The sequence below is a fragment of the Actinoplanes awajinensis subsp. mycoplanecinus genome (assembly GCF_001509495.1).
Classification (GTDB): Bacteria; Actinomycetota; Actinomycetes; order Mycobacteriales; family Micromonosporaceae; genus Actinoplanes; species Actinoplanes palleronii.
The window spans coordinates 1-17531 of record NZ_LLZH01000280.1; the positions used below are offsets into that span (position 1 = coordinate 1).

15 protein-coding genes, 1 tRNA gene and 2 pseudogenes are annotated in these 17531 nt (G+C 70.2%); 2 read left to right on the forward strand and 16 right to left on the reverse strand.

The window, feature by feature from the left end; all coding sequences use genetic code 11:
- The 9 genes and pseudogenes from ADL15_RS53320 to ADL15_RS28215 form a co-directional block, all read right to left on the reverse strand.
- A pseudogene (locus ADL15_RS53320) lies at window positions 1-134 on the reverse strand (sulfate adenylyltransferase); the annotation flags it as partial.
- A pseudogene (cysD, locus tag ADL15_RS28180) lies at window positions 134-1032 on the reverse strand (sulfate adenylyltransferase subunit CysD). The pseudogenes cysD and ADL15_RS53320, both read right to left, overlap by 1 nt.
- A gap of 80 nt (window positions 1033-1112) precedes the next feature.
- Complete coding sequence (locus ADL15_RS28185) at window positions 1113-2003, reverse strand: 3'(2'),5'-bisphosphate nucleotidase CysQ (RefSeq protein ID WP_067697503.1); 891 nt, start codon at window positions 2001-2003, stop codon at window positions 1113-1115.
- Window positions 2004-2063: 60 nt separating this feature from the next.
- Complete coding sequence (locus ADL15_RS28190; protein WP_067697505.1) at window positions 2064-3860, reverse strand: sugar transferase; 1797 nt, start codon at window positions 3858-3860, stop codon at window positions 2064-2066.
- Window positions 3861-3995: 135 nt separating this feature from the next.
- On the reverse strand, window positions 3996-4598 hold the full coding sequence (gene pth / locus ADL15_RS28195) for an aminoacyl-tRNA hydrolase (RefSeq protein WP_067697507.1): 603 nt from the start codon (window positions 4596-4598) through the stop codon (window positions 3996-3998).
- Between the two features lie 94 nt (window positions 4599-4692).
- Window positions 4693-5322 carry a 50S ribosomal protein L25/general stress protein Ctc gene (locus tag ADL15_RS28200; RefSeq protein ID WP_067697509.1) on the reverse strand — a complete coding sequence of 210 codons (630 nt, stop codon included), beginning with the start codon at window positions 5320-5322 and terminating at the stop codon, window positions 4693-4695.
- Window positions 5323-5707: 385 nt separating this feature from the next.
- On the reverse strand, window positions 5708-6688 hold the full coding sequence (locus tag ADL15_RS28205) for a ribose-phosphate diphosphokinase (RefSeq protein ID WP_067697511.1): 981 nt from the start codon (window positions 6686-6688) through the stop codon (window positions 5708-5710).
- Window positions 6689-6802: 114 nt separating this feature from the next.
- Entirely contained in the window at window positions 6803-8245 is a 1443-nt protein-coding gene (glmU, locus tag ADL15_RS28210) for a bifunctional UDP-N-acetylglucosamine diphosphorylase/glucosamine-1-phosphate N-acetyltransferase GlmU (protein ID WP_067697662.1), read from the reverse strand.
- A 76-nt stretch (window positions 8246-8321) separates the two neighbouring features.
- Window positions 8322-8392 (reverse strand) — tRNA-Gln (locus ADL15_RS28215).
- A gap of 174 nt (window positions 8393-8566) precedes the next feature.
- Here ADL15_RS28215 and ADL15_RS28220 point away from each other — a divergent pair.
- Window positions 8567-9169: a TetR/AcrR family transcriptional regulator gene (locus tag ADL15_RS28220; protein ID WP_157441658.1), complete on the forward strand. Its 603-nt coding sequence runs from the start codon at window positions 8567-8569 to the stop codon at window positions 9167-9169.
- Window positions 9170-9227: 58 nt separating this feature from the next.
- Here the strand turns inward: ADL15_RS28220 and ADL15_RS28225 are convergent, their stop codons facing one another.
- From ADL15_RS28225 to ADL15_RS28250, 6 genes are all read right to left on the reverse strand, one after another.
- The gene (locus ADL15_RS28225; protein WP_067697664.1) at window positions 9228-9689 is read right to left on the reverse strand and encodes a DUF4383 domain-containing protein; all 462 of its coding nucleotides are present in this window, start codon (window positions 9687-9689) and stop codon (window positions 9228-9230) included.
- A gap of 79 nt (window positions 9690-9768) precedes the next feature.
- Window positions 9769-11571 (reverse strand): ABC-F family ATP-binding cassette domain-containing protein, encoded by a 1803-nt coding sequence (locus ADL15_RS28230; RefSeq protein WP_067697515.1) that lies wholly within the window; start codon window positions 11569-11571, stop codon window positions 9769-9771.
- Window positions 11572-11578: 7 nt separating this feature from the next.
- On the reverse strand, window positions 11579-12526 hold the full coding sequence (locus ADL15_RS28235; RefSeq protein WP_067697517.1) for a 4-(cytidine 5'-diphospho)-2-C-methyl-D-erythritol kinase: 948 nt from the start codon (window positions 12524-12526) through the stop codon (window positions 11579-11581).
- Complete coding sequence (locus ADL15_RS28240; RefSeq protein WP_198171054.1) at window positions 12523-13098, reverse strand: Uma2 family endonuclease; 576 nt, start codon at window positions 13096-13098, stop codon at window positions 12523-12525. The genes ADL15_RS28235 and ADL15_RS28240 overlap by 4 nt, the downstream gene beginning before the upstream one ends.
- Window positions 13095-13982 (reverse strand): 16S rRNA (adenine(1518)-N(6)/adenine(1519)-N(6))-dimethyltransferase RsmA, encoded by an 888-nt coding sequence (gene rsmA, locus ADL15_RS28245; RefSeq protein ID WP_067697518.1) that lies wholly within the window; start codon window positions 13980-13982, stop codon window positions 13095-13097. The genes ADL15_RS28240 and rsmA overlap by 4 nt, the downstream gene beginning before the upstream one ends.
- Before the next feature lie 76 nt (window positions 13983-14058).
- Complete coding sequence (locus ADL15_RS28250; RefSeq protein ID WP_067697520.1) at window positions 14059-14976, reverse strand: TatD family hydrolase; 918 nt, start codon at window positions 14974-14976, stop codon at window positions 14059-14061.
- A gap of 69 nt (window positions 14977-15045) precedes the next feature.
- Here ADL15_RS28250 and ADL15_RS28255 point away from each other — a divergent pair, with 69 nt between their 5' ends.
- Window positions 15046-16080, forward strand: coding sequence for a hypothetical protein (locus ADL15_RS28255; protein ID WP_067697522.1), 1035 nt, complete (start codon window positions 15046-15048; stop codon window positions 16078-16080).
- A 58-nt stretch (window positions 16081-16138) separates the two neighbouring features.
- On the opposite strand, the gene ADL15_RS28260 is transcribed toward ADL15_RS28255, so the two are convergent.
- Window positions 16139-17431: a hypothetical protein gene (locus ADL15_RS28260; protein ID WP_067697524.1), complete on the reverse strand. Its 1293-nt coding sequence runs from the start codon at window positions 17429-17431 to the stop codon at window positions 16139-16141.
- Window positions 17432-17531: the final 100 nt, after the last annotated feature.

A 17531-nucleotide genomic window follows, 5' to 3' on the forward strand; every position in this document is an offset into this window, starting at 1 on the left:
ATCGTCTTCGTGTCGAACAACAACCGCCCGATGAGCGTCGACTTACCGTCGTCGACACTGCCCGCCGTCGCGAACCGCAACAGATCCATGTTCCGCGCGACAGCGGCGTCCGGCTCCAGAATCGCCTGGCTCATCAGAAGTAACCCTCTCGCTTACGGTCTTCCATCGCGGCCTCGCTGACCCGGTCGTCGCCGCGGGTCGCGCCCCGCTCGGTGATCCGGGTGGCAGCCACCTCGTCGATCACCTTGTCGACCGTGTCGGCCTCGGAGAGCACCGCGGCGGTCTGCGACGCGTCGCCGACGGTGCGGTACCGCACCCGGCGCACCTGCGAGGTCTCGCCGTCGCGCAGCTTGATGAACTCGTTGACCGCGTAGTACATCCCGTCGCGCTCGACCACCTCGCGGTCGTGCGCGTAGTAGATGCTCGGCAGCGGCACCTGCTCCTTGGCGATGTAGTGCCAGATGTCCAGCTCGGTCCAGTTGGAGAGCGGGAACACCCGGATCGACTCGCCCGGGTGGTGCCGGCCGTTGTAGAGCCCCCAGAGCTCGGGGCGCTGGTTCTTCGGGTCCCACTGGCCGAACTCGTCGCGGAAGCTGAACATCCGCTCCTTGGCCCGGGCCTTCTCCTCGTCGCGGCGGGCGCCGCCGAAGAGCGCGTCTCCACCGCGGCGAGCAGCACCGGGGTCTGGATCCGGTTGCGGGTGCCGTCCGGCAGCTCGCGCACCAGGCCGGTGTCGATCGCCTCCTGCACGCTGGCGACCACCAGGTTCAGCCCCAGCGTGGCGACCCGGTGATCCCGGTACTCCAGCACCTCGGCGAAGTTGTGCCCGGTGTCCACGTGCATCACCGGGAACGGCACCTTGCCGGGCGCGAACGCCTTCTCCGCGAGGCGGAGCATGACGATCGAGTCCTTGCCGCCGGAGAAGAGCAGCACGGGGCGCTCGAACTCGGCCATTACCTCCCGCATGACGAAGATGCTCTCCGCTTCGAGTGCATCCAGATGCGAGACGCGATAGTCCTTCGTCTGGCTCATGGGATCAGTCCCCAGACCTTTCAGGTGTCGGCGGCCGAGCTGAGCTCATCCTGCGATTTTCCACGGTCGTTGCCGAGGGGTCATTCTGTCGGAAGATGCCTGCTGATCGCAGCAAGCAACCGAGGAGCGAGATCTTTGCGACAGACGACCAGGTCAGGCAGCTTCGGATCGGCCCGGTTGTAGCTCAGCGGGGACCCGTCGATCCGGGACGCGTGCAGGCCGGTGGCCAACGCCACAGCGACCGGGGCGGCCGAGTCCCATTCGTACTGGCCGCCGGCGTGCACGTAGGCGTCCGCCTCGCCGTTGATCACCGCGGCGATCTTCACGCCGGCCGAGCCCATCGGCACCAGCTCGGCGCCCAGGTCCTCGGCGAGCGCGGTGACGAACGCGGGCGGGCGGGTCCGGCTGGCGGCGATCCGGATCGCCCCGCCGGTCGCCGACTCCAGCGGCAGCGGCGGATAGGCCGGCGGGTGGTCGGTGGCCAGCGTGGAGTGCTGGGCCGGCATCGCCACCGCGCCCGCGGACAGACAGGCCTGGTTCGTCGAATCGGCGGTCCAGAGCGCCACGTGCACCGCCCAGTCGGGGCGGCCCTCCTCGGAGAACTCCCGGGTGCCGTCCAGCGGGTCGACGATCCAGACCCGGGACGCGCTCAACCGGTCCGGCCGGACCACCTCCGCATCGCCCTCGCTCCAGGCCACCCGGGCGTGCTCGTCCTCCTCGGACAGCACCGCGTCGGCCGGCCGCCAGCGGGCCAGCTCGGCGCGGATCAGGTCGTGCGCGGCCTTGTCGCCGGCCACCTTGAGGGCCTTGCCGTCGGCGTGGCCCATCGCGGCCCGGACCCGGAGCAGCTCCTGCCCGGCCCGGTCGGCGAGCCAGCGGGCGAACGCGGCGTCGATCACCGGTGGTGCGCCACCGTCGGCGCCGTCCCGCTGCACGGCCACGCGCGCGGACGCCTTCGTCTGCTCGCCCATCGTCTCGCTCCTGTCGTCGAACCGCCCCGCTCGCCGCCGGTGAGCGGACTGAGGGCTCTATTAATACGCTCCCGACGAGCGCACCACTGCAGTCATGGTCCTCAGCAGGATGACGAGATCCAAACTGAGCGACCAGTTCTCGACATAGCGCAAGTCCAACCGAACCGCTTCTTCCCAGGACAAGTCAGACCTTCCGGAGACCTGCCACAGACCGGTCATCCCGGGCTTGACGGCCAGCCGGCGGCGGACGTCATCCGCGTACGCGGCGACCTCCGTCGGCAGCGGCGGACGCGGCCCGACCAGGGACATCCGCCCGGAGAGCACGTTCAGCAGCTGCGGGAGCTCGTCCAGCGAGAACCGGCGCAACCACTGACCGACCGGGGTGATCCGCGGGTCATCGCGGATCTTGAAGAGCACACCGTCGTGCTCGTTCAGGTGCCTCAACTCGGTCAACCGGGCCTCGGCGTCGACATACATGCTGCGGAATTTGAAGATCCGGAACATCTGCCCGTCGCGTCCCACCCGCACCTGGCGAAAGAGTACCGGGCCGCGGGACGTCAGCCGCACGCAGAGCGCCACCCCCAGCAGCACCGGGGCGAACAGCATCAGCAGCACCAGCGCGCCGACCCGATCGACGAGGTCCTTCACCAGTCGCGAGCCGCCGTGCAGCCGCGGGTGCTCGACGTGCAGCATCGGCAGCCCGTCGAACGGCCGGATCGTGGTCCGCGCCCCGGCGACGTCGATCAGCGTGCTGGCGACCACCAGGTCCACCTCGTCGCGCTCCAGCCGCCAGGCGAGCCGGCGCACCATCGCACCGTCCAGTTCGGGACAGCTCAGCACCACCACGGTGTCCGCGTCGGCCTGCTCCACCGCCGAGGCCACGTCCTCGAACGTGCCGTAGACCGGCAGGTCCAGCGGGCCGCCGCGCACGCCGACACCGTCCGCGTCCGGCGGCAGGCAGGCTCCGACCACCTCGAGGCCGTGATAGCGCTCCCGGCGCAGCTGACGGGTGATCCCGATGACCGACAACTCGTGTCCGACCACGATCACCCGGCGCAGCGCCTCGCCCCGGGCCCGGGCCAGGTGCAGCCGCTTGCGCAGCGCGAACCGCAGCACCAGCACCCCGACGACCGCGGACGGCAGCGCGGCCAGGACATAGGACCGGGCCAGGTCGAGATCGAGGGCGTACGACAGCAGCGCCACCCCGGCGATCAGCCCCACCCCGCCCCGGATCACCCGCTGGTACTCGTCGCTCCCGACGAACAGGTAGCGCCGCTCGTACGCCCGGGACACCGCCAGCACCGCCAGCAGCACCACCGGCAGCAGCGCGGACAGCAGCATGTACGCCCGGTTGTAGAGGGTCACCTCGTCGCCGAAACGCAGCCCGAACCCGGCCGCGCCGGCACCGGTCCCGGCCGCGAGATCCGCGAGCACCAGGGTCCGTACGTACCGGGTCTCCCACCGCTGCCGCCGCGACATCGCCGCGTGCCGGCCCCGGGCCCGGACGAACGGCCGGGTCGCCGGGCGTGCCGCCGCGGACCGGTTCGGCGCCGGCGACCAGTGCCGCTCACCGGCGTTGTTGCGGGCCGGATCGGCCACGCCGCGCACCGCGTGCGGCGGCCCGTTCTCCGCCCGCCGCGCCTCGGCACCGGCCGGCGCCGGGCTCACCGGCACGACCGGCACCGGGATCCGGTTGTTCCGGCCCGAGGCGGTACGCAGCGGGCGCTGCGGACCGTGGTTGGCCGGCGGATGATTGGCCGGTACGAAACCCTGCGGCGGCTCCACCGGGGTCACCGGCAGAGTCACCGTGGGTTCGGTAGACGCGTCCGTCCGGTTCTCGGACACGTCTTGCGACATTCCACGACCCCCGTCACGTCGGCGGCGCATCGAAAGCGTGCGCCTGTGGTGACCAACGGACGGACGGCTGCGGCGTCACGGTATGGCTAGGCGGACAAATCGACCCAACCGGTCACGCCATTCCGACCCGGACCATCAACTTCCGTGGTATTTGTTCTGCGCCCACTCGACACCCTCGAGCACGATCGCCTCCACCACGTCGGCGGCCCGGTCCACCAGGAAGTCCAGCTCCTTGCGCTCGGCCGAGGAGAAGTCGGAGAGCACGTAGTCAGCCGGATCCTGTCGTCCCGGGGGCCGGCCGACGCCGAAGCGCACCCGCGCGTAGTCCTTGCTCGCCAGCGACTTCGACATCGAGCGCAGCCCGTTGTGGCCGCCCTCACCGCCGCCGCTCTTCGCCCGGACCTGGCCGAACGGCACATCCAGCTCATCATGCACCGCAATCACATGCGCCACGGGCACTTTGAAGAACTGCGCCAGCGACACCACCGGCGCCCCGGACAGGTTCATGAACGTCAGCGGCTTGACCAGCACCAGCTTCGGCCCACCACTGTGCTGACCTACCCCGACGAGACGGCCCTCGCCGGCCTCGGCCTGGGCCCGCTTGGCCCGGCCCAGCTTCGTCCCGATCCGGGACGCCAGCAGATCGGCCACCATGAAGCCCACGTTGTGCCGGTTGCCGGCGTACTCCCGGCCCGGATTGCCCAGACCCACCACCAGCCACGGCGACTCGTCGCTCACCCTCAAGCCCTTCCGGATACACAACAGGGAAAGTGCCGGTCGGCACTTTCCCTGATGATCGATTTACCGCGTTACCGCGACGCAAGCGCCGAGATTACTCCGCAGTGGTGGCCGCGGCAGCAGAAGCCTCGGCGGACTCGCCCGCAGCGGCCTCGTCCTCAGCGGCGGTGGTGGTGCTCTGCGCGGCGTTGATGTACGCCAGCACGTGGTCGGCCTCGACCGCGAGCTCGACACCCTCCGGGAGCTTCAGGTCGCCGGCGGTCACCGTGGAGCCGGCTTCCTTGCCCTCCAGCGACGCCTCGATCTCGGACGGCAGGTTCAGCGCGTCGGCGATCACGGCGACCGTGGTGAACTCGTGCGTGATCAGGGTGTTCTTCGCAGCCTCGCCGGTCAGCGACACCGGGACGTCGACCTGGATCTTCTCGCCCTTCTTGACGATCAGAAGGTCGATGTGCTCGTAGGTGTCCTTGATCGGGTCACGCTGGATCGCCTTCGGCAGCGCCAGGGTGGCGGCCGCGTTGCCGACGATGTCGATGGTGAAAATCTGGTTCAGGCCGCCCTTACGGATGGCGGCGGCGAACTCGCGGGCCGGCAGCGCGATGTGCTGCGGCGCCTCGCCGTGCCCGTACAGCACGGCGGGCACGAGACCGGCCCGGCGCGTGCGGCGGGCACCACCCTTGCCGAACTCGGTGCGGGGCTCTGCGCTGATCTTTACCTCGGACACGGGGAAACTCCTGAAACTCTGGGATCGGGCTGCGTCTAAGCTGCGGCTGCGGTATTCCGGCAGTGCTTCGGTAGTGCTCGCCGACGACGCCTAAGCCGTCGCCGGCGCTGCCGGGCAAGGGGGCGCGCTGGGCACAGGCCCGGAGCACCGCGTCGATCACGGAGCCTCGAGCGGACTGCGAACCTCAGCAGACCGCGGGGCACCCTCGCCGTGGCAACCCCTCTACCCTACCTGCTGTCGGCCGGCGGACAGCAGCGGGTCCCGCCGGAACACGGCGTCCGCGAAAAATCCACCCGGGAGAAGACCAGGGGCGGGCACATCGGAAACACGCGAGAGCGCCCGCCACCGGCCACAGCCGACGGCGGACGCCCTCACCCCTCGTGATTTAGCTCAAGCCACCGAACAGGGTGGTCACCGATCCGTCGTCGAACACCTCACGGATCGCGCGCGCCAGCAGCGGCGCGATGGACAACACAGTGATCTTGTCGAGCTGCTTCTCCGGTGCCAGCGGCAACGTGTTCGTCACCACCAGCTCCGAGATCCGGCTGTTCTTCAGCCGCTCGGTCGCCGGGTCGGACAGCAGCGCGTGCGTCGACGCCACGATCACGTCCGCGGCGCCCTCGTCGAACAGGATGTCCGCGGCCTTCGCGATCGTCCCGCCGGTGTCGATCATGTCGTCGACGATCAGGCAGACCCGGCCCTCGACGTCGCCGACCACCCGGTTCGCCACCACCTGGTTCGGCTTCATCGGGTCACGCGTCTTGTGGATGAACGCCAGCGGGCACCCGCCCAGCCGGTCCGTCCACCGCTCGGCCACCCGCACCCGGCCGGAGTCCGGCGCGACCACGGTCATCGGCCGGCCGGCGAACTTGCGCTCGACGTACTCGGCCAGGATGTCCATCGCGAACAGGTGGTCCACCGGACCGTCGAAGAAGCCCTGGATCTGCGCGGTGTGCAGGTCGACCGTGAGGATCCGGTTCGCGCCCGCCGTCTTCAGCAGGTCCGCCACCAGCCGGGCCGAGATCGGCTCCCGGCCGCGGTGCTTCTTGTCCTGACGCGAGTACGGGTAGAACGGCAGCACCACGGTGATCCGCTTGGCCGACCCCCGCTTCAGCGCGTCCACCATGATCAGCGTTTCCATGACCCAGCGGTTCACCCCTTCGGTGACCGACTGGACCACGAACGCGTCGGAGCCCCGGACCGATTCTTTGAACCGGACGAAGATCTCACCGTTGGCGAACTCGTACGAGTCCGACGGGGTCGGTGCCACGCCGAGCACCTGACCGATCTCGTCAGCCAACTCGGGGAACCCCCGGCCGGTGAAGAGCATCAAACTCTTACGGTTCTCCGCGACGATGCTGCCCATCGGCTCGCTGCTCCCGTTGAATTAGGGGGTGTTGGGTTCGAGTGAAGTATCCCTGCCGGACACGTAACCGCCATGTTTCCGGGGCACTACGTGGGATGCCTCACCCCCGCTGGATCAGTCCTGCTCAGGGGTGATAATCCGGGCCCGGTCGGCGGCCTCGGCGGACACCGTCCCCGGTCGCTTCAACGCCACCCAGCCCTCGACGTTGCGCTGTTGCGCCCGCGTCACCCCGAGATTGCCCGCAGGAACATCCTTCACCACCGCGGAGCCCGCCGCCACGTAAGCGCCCGGCCCGATCTCGACCGGCGCGATCAGCACCGAGTCCGACCCGACGAAGGCCGCCTCGCCGACCACGGTCCGGCTCTTCTTCACGCCGTCGTAGTTCGCGAAGATCGTGCCGGCGCCGATGTTGGCCTTCGCGCCGATCTGCGCGTCACCCACGTACGACAGGTGCGGCACCTTCGCACCCTCGCCCAGCTCGGCGTTCTTGGTCTCGACGAACCCGCCGACCTTCGCCTTGCGGGCCAGCGTCGTCCCCGGGCGCAGGTAGGAGAACGGGCCCACCGTCGCGTCCGGGCCGATCACCGCACCGATCGCATGGGTACGCAGGACCGTCGCGCCCTCGGCCACCGACGTGTCGACGAGCGTGGAATCCGGCCCGATCACGGCGCCGGTGGCCACCGACGAGGTGCCGGAGATCTGACAGTTCTGATCCACCACCGCGTCCGGCTCCAGCGTCGCGGTCACGTCGATCCACGTGGTCGCCGGGTCGAGCAGCAGCACGCCGGCGCGCATCCAGCCGTCGTTCACCCGGTCGCGCATCAGCACCCGCAGCCGGGACAGCTCGGCGCGGTCGTTGCAGCCCAGCGTCTCGTACGCGAACTCGGCGATCTCGATCGCCACCGGCTGGCCCTGACCGGCCAGGATCGCGAAGACGTCGGTCAGATATTCCTCGCCCTGCGCGTTGTCGGTGGACAGCTTGCCCAGCGCCTCGCGCAGCAGCGCCGCGTCGAACGCGTAGATCCCCGAGTTGATCTCCCGAATCGCCAACTGCTCGGCCGACGCGTCCTTCGCCTCGACGATCCGCTCCAGGTTGCCCCCGGCGTCCCGGACGATCCGGCCCAGCCCGCCCGGCTCGGCCACCTCCGCGCTCAGCACGGTGGCCGCCGCGCCGGCCCGCTCGTGCGTGGCCAGCAGCGCCTCGACCGTCTCCGGGCGCAGCAACGGCACGTCACCGCTGAGCACCACCACGGTCCCGGTCAGCTCGGGCGCGGCGTCCAGGGCGATCCGCACCGCGTGGCCGGTGCCGTTCTGCTCGGCCTGCAGCACCGGCGTCGCGTCCGGCGCGACCTCGGACAGGAACGCGCCGACCTGGTCGGCCTTGTGCCCGACCACGACCAGGGTGCGGTCGGTCTTGATCGCCGCGGAGACGGCCAGCACGTGGCCGAGCAGGGTGCGGCCCAGCAGGGGCTGCAGAACCTTGGGCGTCGCGGACTTCATCCGCTTGCCCTCACCGGCGGCGAGGACGACGACGGTACGACTGGGGGCCTGGCTCACGCGGAACTCCAAGTTCGCAGTAGGCAATTGTCGGCAGACGATGCAGCCGAGCACGGCCCGGCCGCAGTGTGAAAAGCTCCCGGAGGAGGACTCGAACCCCCATAAACGGCACCAAAAGCCGTGGTCCTGCCATTAGACGATCCGGGACTGATTCCGGCATTTCCCTCGGGCCATGCCTACCGTGTCACATGATAGCGGGCGGCCGTCGATCTTCACTCGGGGCTGCGCGGGCGGGTCTCCTGGCAGGATGGCCCGGTGACCGAGGCGACAGATCCACCGCGTCCCCGCCGGGCCCGCCCCGAGCCCGCACCCCGGGTCCGGATGTCCGGCGCCCAGCGCCGCGAGCAGCTGATCACGACCGGCCGGCAGCTCTTCGCCGAGCGCGGTTACGACGGCACCAGCGTCGAGGAGGTCGCGGCCCGGGCGAAGGTGTCGAAGCCGGTGGTCTACGAGCACTTCGGCGGCAAGGAGGGCCTGTACGCGGTGGTCGTCGACCGCGAGGTGCGCGCCCTGCTGGACCGGATCACCGCGGCGCTGACCGCCGGCCACCCGCGGGAGCTGCTCGAGCAGGCCGCGCTGGCGCTGCTCGACTACATCGAGGAGGAGCCGCACGGCTTCCGGGTGCTGGTCCTGCAGGCGCCGGTGCTGGCGCCGGCCGGCACCTTCTCCAGCGTGATGAACGACGTGGCGCACCAGGTGGAGCACATCCTGGGCGCCGAGTTCACCAGCCGTGGCCTGGACCCGAAGTTCGCCGAGCTGTACTCGCAGGCGCTGGTCGGGATGGTGGCGCTGGTCGGGCAGTGGTGGCGGGAGGCGCGGAAGCCGAAGAAGGAGATGGTCGCCGCGCATCTGGTGAACCTGGCCTGGAACGGCCTGTCCCACCTGGAGGCCAAGCCCGGCCTGATCACCCGTAAGACGCGATGACCGCCGCGCCTCGGGGGTGAGGGCGGCGGTCGTCGGTGCGAACGATCGGGTGCGGCGATCAGGCGGCGCGGCCCTCACGGACCTGCCGCGGAGCGCCGGCCTTGCCGGGCGCGGCGACCTTGCTGTAGAGCGAGACCGCGATCAGCAGCGTGCCGACCAGGTAGATGACGATCACGGTGGAGATGCTGTGGCCGAAGAAGTTGGCGTCGGTGCGGATGGTGGCGAGCGAGTAGCTGCCGATCACCAGCAGGCCCCAGCCCACGAACTTGTCCACCTCGACGTCGACGTTGCGGCCGACGGCCGTGCCGAGCAGCACCAGACCACCGGCGACCAGCGAGACGATCGCACCGAGCAGGTTCGTGCTCTGGCCGAGGACCCGGTCGACCGGGTGACCGGTGATGCCCTCGCTCGCCGTGCCGATCAGGCCGAGGATGCCGTAGACCACCAGGTAGGCCCCGGAAGCGAAGCCCACCAGGCGGTAGATCGGCCGAAGCGGGTGATTGACCGGAATATGCGCCATGCTGTCCGTCTCCAAGGTCAGGTGTTGTCTTTCCGATTCTCGCGTATCCGCGACAAGCGGCGCAGGTACACCCCCCAGTTCAGTTTCCGGGCACCTGCTCGGCCAATTCGAGCCAGGCCAGCTCGATCTGCTCCTGCTCCTGCTTGACCGCCTTGAGCTGGGATTCCAGCTCGACCAGCTTGTCGTAGTCGCTGCCGTGCTGGGCCAGCTGCTCGTTGATCTTGGCGGCCTTCTCGGTGAGCTTGGTCATCTGCCGCTCGAGACGGGACAGGTCCTTGCGGGCCTGCCGCAACTCGGCCTGGGAGAGACCCGGCCCGGTCGCGGCCGACCCGCCGCCGGACACGTAACCGGCGTCGCCGCCCATGATCGGGGTCTGCACCCGGGCCAGATATTCGTCGATGCCGCCCGGCAGGTGCACCAGCTTGCCGTCGCCGAACATCCCGTACGCCACGTCGGTGACGCGCTCGACCAGATAGCGGTCGTGACTGGCGACCACCATGGTGCCCGGCCACGAGTCGAGCAGGTCCTCCAGCGAGGCCAGGGTGTCGGTGTCCAGGTCGTTCGTCGGTTCGTCGAGCAGCAGCACGTTCGGCTCGGTGGCCAGCAGGCGCAGCATCTGCAGCCGGCGGCGCTCACCACCGGACAGGTCGCTGACCGGCGTCCAGATCCGCTTGTCGGTGAAGCCGAACACCTCGGCGAGCTGACCGGCGGAGAGCTCCCGGTCGCCGAGCTGGACCCGCCGGGCGACCTCCTCGACCGCTTCCAGCAGGCGCAGGTGCCCGGGCAGCTCCTTGAGCTCCTGGGACAGGAACGCGGGCTTCACGGTGGAGCCGGTGATCAGGCGCCCGCCGTCCGGCTTGGTGACACCGGCCAGCAACCGCAGCAGGGTGGTCTTGCCGGCGCCGTTGGCGCCCAGGATCGCGATCCGGTCACCCGGGCCGACCTGCCAGGTCAGGTCCCGGAAGATCGGCTTGGGGCCGGCGTTCAGGGTGACCTGCTCGAGGTCGTAGACCTGCTTGCCGAGCCGGGTGGTGGCCAGCCGCTGCAGGCTGACCGTGTCACGGGCCGGCGGCACGTCGGCGATCAGCTCGTTGGCCGCGTCGATCCGGAACTTGGGCTTGGACGTCCGGGCCGGCGGGCCCCGGCGCAGCCAGGCGATCTCCTTGCGGAGCAGGTTCTGCCGGCGGGCCTCGACGGTCGCGGCGACCCGCTGCCGCTCGGCGCGGGCCAGGATCCAGGCGGCGTACCCGCCCTCGTACATGTGCACCTGCTCGTCCACGACCTCCCAGGTCGCGGTGCACACCTCGTCGAGGAACCAGCGGTCGTGGGTGACCACGACCAGCGCGCCCCGGCGGGTCACCAGGTGCTTGGCGAGCCAGTCGACACCGGCCACGTCCAGATGGTTGGTGGGCTCGTCGAGGACCAGCAGGTCGCTCTCCCGGACCAGCAGCGCGGCGAGCGCGACCCGGCGGCGTTCGCCACCGGACATCGGCCCGACCGGCGTGTCCAGGCCGAGATAGCCCATGCCGAGGCCGTCGAGGATCAGGCGGACACCGGAGTCACCGGCCCACTCGTGCTCGGCGCCCATGCCCTGCGGCAGCCAGGCGGTGCCGAGCACGACATCGCGCACGGTCGCCTCGGCGGCCAGGTTGAGTGTCTGCGGAAGGGTGGCGACCCGGAGGTCTCGGCGGTGCGTCACACGACCTGAGTCCGGCTCCTCGGATTTGGCGAGCATCCGCAGGAGGGTGGACTTGCCGGCCCCGTTCAGACCGACGATGCCCAAGCGGGCGTCGTCGTCCAAACCGAGCGAGACATCGGTGAGCAGCTGACCGGCGGCGCCGTAACCCTTGTTGACCCGGTCCAGGTTGATGATATTGGCCACGATGGCTCTAGATTACCCGCGCGCCGGGCTGCGGGCCGCGCGCGGTGACCACCGTCCGGCAGACCCCGGCCGCGGTCAGCCCCTCGGCGACCTCGTGCGCGTGCGCCGCGTCGGCCGCCAGGAAGACACACGTCGGGCCGGAACCGGAGACCAGGCCGGTGACGGCGCCCGCCTCGGTGCCGGCCTTGAGCACGTCGGCGAGCTGCGGGCGCAGCGACAGCGCGGCCGGCTGCAGGTCGTTGCCGAGGGCCGCGCCGAGCACCTCCGGGTTGCGCTGGCGCAGCGCGGACATCAGCGAGTCCGCGTTCTCCAGCGCGGGAGGCGGCCAGGAGCCGGCCCGCAGGGTGTCCAGCTCGCGGTAGACCGCCGGGGTGGAGAGCCCGCCGTCGGCGATCGCCACCACCCAGTGCCAGATGGTCGGCCGGGCCAGGATCGGGCTGACCGCCTCGCCGTGCCCGGTGCCCAGCGCGGTGCCGCCGTGCAGCAGGAACGGCACGTCCGAGCCGAGCTGCGCGCCGACCTCGGCCAGCTCGTCACGGGACATCCCGAGACCCCAGAGCAGATCGCAGGCGATCAGCGTCGCCGCGGCGTCCGCGCTGCCTCCGGCCAGGCCGCCGGCCAACGGGATCACTTTTTTCAGATGCAACCTCGCGTACGCCGGGACACGCGCGCGGGCGGCCAGCGCGCGGGCGGCCCGCATGATCAGGTTGGTCTCGTCGAGCAGCAGCTCGCCGGTGCCCTCGCCCTCCATGGTCAGCGTGAGCGTGTCGCCGTGCCGGGCGGTGATCTCGTCGAACAGGCTGATCGCGTGGTAGACGGTGTTCAGCTCGTGATAGCCGTCCATCCGCAGCGGGCCGACGCCGAGGTGCAGGTTGATCTTCGCGGGCACCCGGACCTTGACCGGGCCGATGTGCGGACGCGGCTCGTCGTCGTCCGGTCCCCAGGCCTCGGTCACGGAGTGATGTCCCGGATCGGCAGCGTGATCTCGAACGGCGCGCTCAACACCAGCTCCGTATCCGAGTCCGCGACCAACTCGTACTGCCGGTTGACGAGGTCATACGCGTAGACATGTACTGGATCCTGCTCGATTCGCCAGTAATGGGGGATCCCCGCCAAGCCATACTCCAACGGCTTCTCGAAGCGATCCCGGCGCTTCGTTCCCGGTGAGACGACCTCGACGGCGATGACCACCTGCGAAGGCAGGAAGAAGTGGTTCGACTTCTCCACCGGGGCATGCAACAGGAGAGCGTCCGGTTCGAAGCTGTCCTGCGAGCCGAGCGCGACACCGACGGCACCGCTAGCTCGGTAAGCCTTTGGAGCGTTCTGCCGGAACCACAGCCACAACAGATTCGCGGTGTCCTGATGGCCGAAGGTGGGAGAGGGAACCACAATCATGACTCCGTCGCGGAGTTCGACGCGGGGGGCGTCGTCGGGCAGGTTGAGGACGTCCTCGAGAGAGAAGTTCGCCAGACGCTGGCGGATCGGGTCGGGCGACCACATGACATGACCGGTCGGTTCCGCGGTCATGAGTCCACCTCCTCGGGCTGTGCGCCGGACGGGCTGAGCTTACCGCCGTACCCTGACGTTTTCGCCGCCGCGGCGATCGCGACGAACTCCTCCACGGTCAGCATCTCGCCGCGGACCTGCGGGCTGATCCCGGCCGCGACCAGCACGTCCTCGGCCTTACCCGGCCCGCCGGCCCACCCGGCGAGCGCGGCCCGCAGAGTCTTGCGGCGCTGCGCGAAGGCCGCGTCGATCACCCGGAACACGTCCGCCCGCTCCGCGCCGACCGGCGGCTCCCGGCGGGTGAACGCGACAAGCCCGGAGTCCACGTTGGGCACCGGCCAGAACACCGCGGGCGGCACCTTCCCGGCCGACTTGGCCTGGGCGTACCAGGCCAGCTTGACCGACGGCACGCCGTACACCTTGGAACCCGGACCGGCGACCAGCCGGTCGGCGACCTCCTTCTGCACCATCACCAGGCCGCTGCGCAGCGTCGGCAGCTCGGCGAGCAGGTGCAGGACCACCGGGACGGCCACGTTGTAGGGCAGGTTCGCGACCAGCACGGTCGGCGCCGGGTCGAACCGGGCGCCGGTGACCCGGAGCGCGTCGGCCGCGTGCACGGTGAGGTGCGCGGCGGTGACGGTCGCCGGCAGCGCGGCGGCCAGGACCGGGTCGATCTCGACGGCGTGCACGTGCCGGACCGCGGCGGCCAGGCCCAGGGTCAGCGAGCCGAGCCCGGGCCCGACCTCCAGCGCGACGTCGTCCGGGCGCAGGGCCGCGGCGGCCACGATCCGCCGGATGGTGTTCGGGTCGTGCAGGAAGTTCTGGCCGAGCTTCTTGGTCGGCGCGACGCCCAGGCGTGCGGCGAGTTCCCGGATCTCCGCCGGGCCGAGGAGTCCGTCAGCCATAGGAGCAGCCTAGGAGGCCGGTCACCGGCCGAACCCGGCGGGCACGCCCGGCCCGCGGAGCGCTCGCCGGCGGGACTCACTTCCAGGGGCCGAAGACCCGCTCGCCGGTGGCCGAGATGGTCGCGCACAGCTCGTCCACGTCGACGTCGCGGGCCGCCGCCAGGGCCCGCACGGTGATCGGGATCAGGTACGACGCGTTGGGCCGGCCGCGGTGCGGGGCCGGGGTCAGGTACGGCGCGTCGGTCTCCACCATCATCAGCTCGGGCGGGGTGATCGCGGCCGCCGCGCGCAGGTTCGCCGCGCTGCCGAAGGTGATCGTCCCGGCGAAGCTGAGGTGGTAGCCCCGGCGCACGCACTCGGCGGCGAACTCGGCGTCGCCGGAGAAGCAGTGCAGCACCACGGTGTCCGGCGCGCCCTCGTCGTCGAGGATCCGCAGCACGTCGGCGTGCGCCTCCCGGTCGTGGATGATCAGCGCCTTGCCGTGCCGCTTGGCGATCGCGATGTGCGCCCGGAAACTCGTCTCCTGCGCGGACCGGCCGTCGTCACCCGTACGAAAAGTGTCCATCCCGGTCTCGCCGACGCCCCGGACCCGCGGCTGGGCCGCGAGCGCCTCGATCTCGCGCAACGCCTCGTCGAGATCGGCGAGCCGGGGCGCCTCGTTGGGATGCAGGGCCACCGCGGCCAGCACCGCGTCGTTCCGGCCGGCCAGCTCGGCGCCCCACCGCGACGAGTCCACATCGACGCCGACCTGGATCAGCCGGTCGACACCGTTCTTGGCGGCCGCGGCGATCAGCGCCTCGACCGGGTCTCCGGTGGCGCCGCCGGGGACACCGGCCTCCTGCACGGTCAGATCGAGGTGGGTGTGGCTGTCGAAGACCGGCACGGCCAGCGGTTCCGGCGCGGGCGGGAACTCACCGGCCCGGCGGGCGGCCTTGGCCCGGCGCTTCTCGGACGGCGTCGGCGACGTGGGGGGTGTCGATGGCATGTGAGACATTCTGCACGGCACCTGTACCGGTAACCGCATGTTCATCCGATATCCACCATCGTCACTTAAGTTCCGGCCGTGACCGTGACCGGTGAGGACAGCCAGTTGGGCGCCGACCCGCTCGACCCGCCCCTGATGGCACCGTTGCGCCGCGACCTGACCTGGCAGCACGTGCAGTCGATGAGTCAGTCCGCGGTGTATCGCGACGATGCGACGATGCGCCGGATCCGGGAGACCGCGGTCGTCCGGCGCGGCACCCGGATGACCAAGATCTTGTCGCCGGCCCAGGTCGCCGGGCATCTCGGCGGCTGGCTTCCGTACGGCTTCTGCTACCGGGCCTGCGACATCGCCCACCTGACCGATCCGGAGCAGCTCAACCTGCTGCGCACCGACGGCGCGGTGGACGGCCGGGTGGCGTACGGGCTGCGCTGGCGGGCCACCGACCCGATGGACTTCGAGCTGCCCGCCGATCCCGGTCAGCCGGGACTGGCCGCGCTGCCGGCACACTCCCGGATCGGCGCGATGGTGCTGGGCACCGGGTTCACACCGAGCACCGACGAGCTGATCCCGGAGTACATCACCGCCGGGTTCGCCGACCTGCCGCTGCCGGGCAACGCCCAGCTGATCGCGTACGCGCCGGGCGGTGACGAGGTGGTGCTCTACACGTACCAGCCGGAGCAGCACGGGTGGCTGCGGCTGGCCGGGCCCCGCTGGCGCGGCCTGCTGGACGAGCTGCCCGGGGTGAGCCCGGACCGGGAGTACGTGCCGTGCACCGCGGCCGGCACCGCCCGCCTGGTCGGCACGATCGACGGCAAGGAGTACGAGGCGGTCGCCGACCCGCCCAACGAGTTCCGGGTCCGGGCGCTGACCCGCGCCGCCCGTTATTCGGTGCAGACCCTGAGCCGCCGGGCCGAGCAGGCGCTGTGGCGCGGGGTGCCGTGCTGGGTGCTGCAGCGGGACGAGACCTGGGCCCGGCTGCGGCTGCTGCGCCCGGACGTGGACGCGCTCAGCGCGACCGGGGCGCGCTGCTACGAGCGCGGGGTGTACGAGGCGTGGGCGCCGGTGGACGAGCTGGCCGACCACCACATCTCGGATCTCGCGTACCAGCTCTGAGACGCACGAAAGCGGGGCCGGATCGCTCCGGCCCCGCTTCTCGTCGTCCTACGGAAGATCAGCTACGAGTGATCTTCGCTTCGATGTACTTGTACGGGTAGGTCTGACGACCCGCCCAGTCCTCGGCGCTCGCGGCCGGCCAGAAGAGGCCCTTCTTCAGGCCCGCCGGAACCTTGAACTTCCATTTGCCGTTCGCGGAGACGGTCGCCTTCCACGAGTAGCAGACGTCGTTCCAGGTGTCGCCGTTGACCTTCTGCCACTTCTTGTTGACGTTCAGGCAGTAGTCCTGGCCGTTGCTGAAGTTCTCCAGGGAGACCCACACGACCCGGACGCCGGAGCCCTTGTCCTTCGAGGTGCCGGTGACGTACTTCCAGCTGGAGAGCTTGTTGGAGTTCTTCGGCTTGGTGACCGTGACGGTCGGCTTCCAGGAGTCCTTCTTCACGGTGACGCCGGCGCCACCGGTGAACCAGGCGCTGTAGCCGTTCGCGTTCCGGTACTTGACCTTGGCGTAGCGCTTGCCGGTGACGATCTTGCCGGTCGTGCAGTCCTTCCAGAAGTACATCTTCACGGCCTTGGCCTTACCGGTCCACTTGAACTCACCGGTGCAGTTGTCGCCGTTCTGGATCACGACGTACTGGGTGCCGGCCGGGACGGCCTTGACCGTGAGGTAGTAACGCTGGCCGTTCCAGACGCTGGTCTTGCTGTTCACCAGCTTGGTCGCGGCGTTCGACACCTTGACGGTCTTCTTGATGTCGCTGAACTTGCCGGCCTTGTCGGTGAGCCGCTCGACAAGCGTGAAGGTGCCGGGCTTGTTGTAGTTGTGCTGAACGACGGTCTGCGAGGCCGTGAGCGTGAGCAGGCCAGTGCCGTCGCCCCAGTTGACAGTCCGCTTGATCTGCGCGTCGGGGGTGACGTTGTCACTGAAGTCCGCGGAGGTCTGGGTGAACTTGACGAACTGACCGGTCCAGATCGAGGTTGCCGACAGCTTGTAGGCACCCTTCGGCGGGATCGTGTCCGGCGCCGGGGTGCTCGCGCTCGGGCTGACGCTCGGGCTCGTGGCCGGGGTGCTCGGCTCGACGGAGGTGCTGTCGCTCGGAGCGGGCTCGACGGAGGTGCTGTCGCTCGGCGCCGGCTCGGAGGAGGCGCTGTCGCTCGGCGCCGGCTCGGAGGTGACGCTGTCGCTCGGCGCCGGCTCGGCGGAAGCGGTCGGCTCGCCGCTTTCCTCGACGGCGACCGCGGCACGCACGGGAGAGCTGACGGCGAAGGCCGGCGAAGCGGCGACGGCGCCACCGGCAGCCAGCGCACCGCCGACGATGGCCGCGAGCAGCGGCCGGGCCAGACGTGGTTTCAAGGGAATTCCAGTCCTTCGAGGGGTAAGAAAACCACATGAAGGGCAATGTTGGACGATGCGGACTACGTCAGGACGTACCCGTATCGACAGAACGCCAACG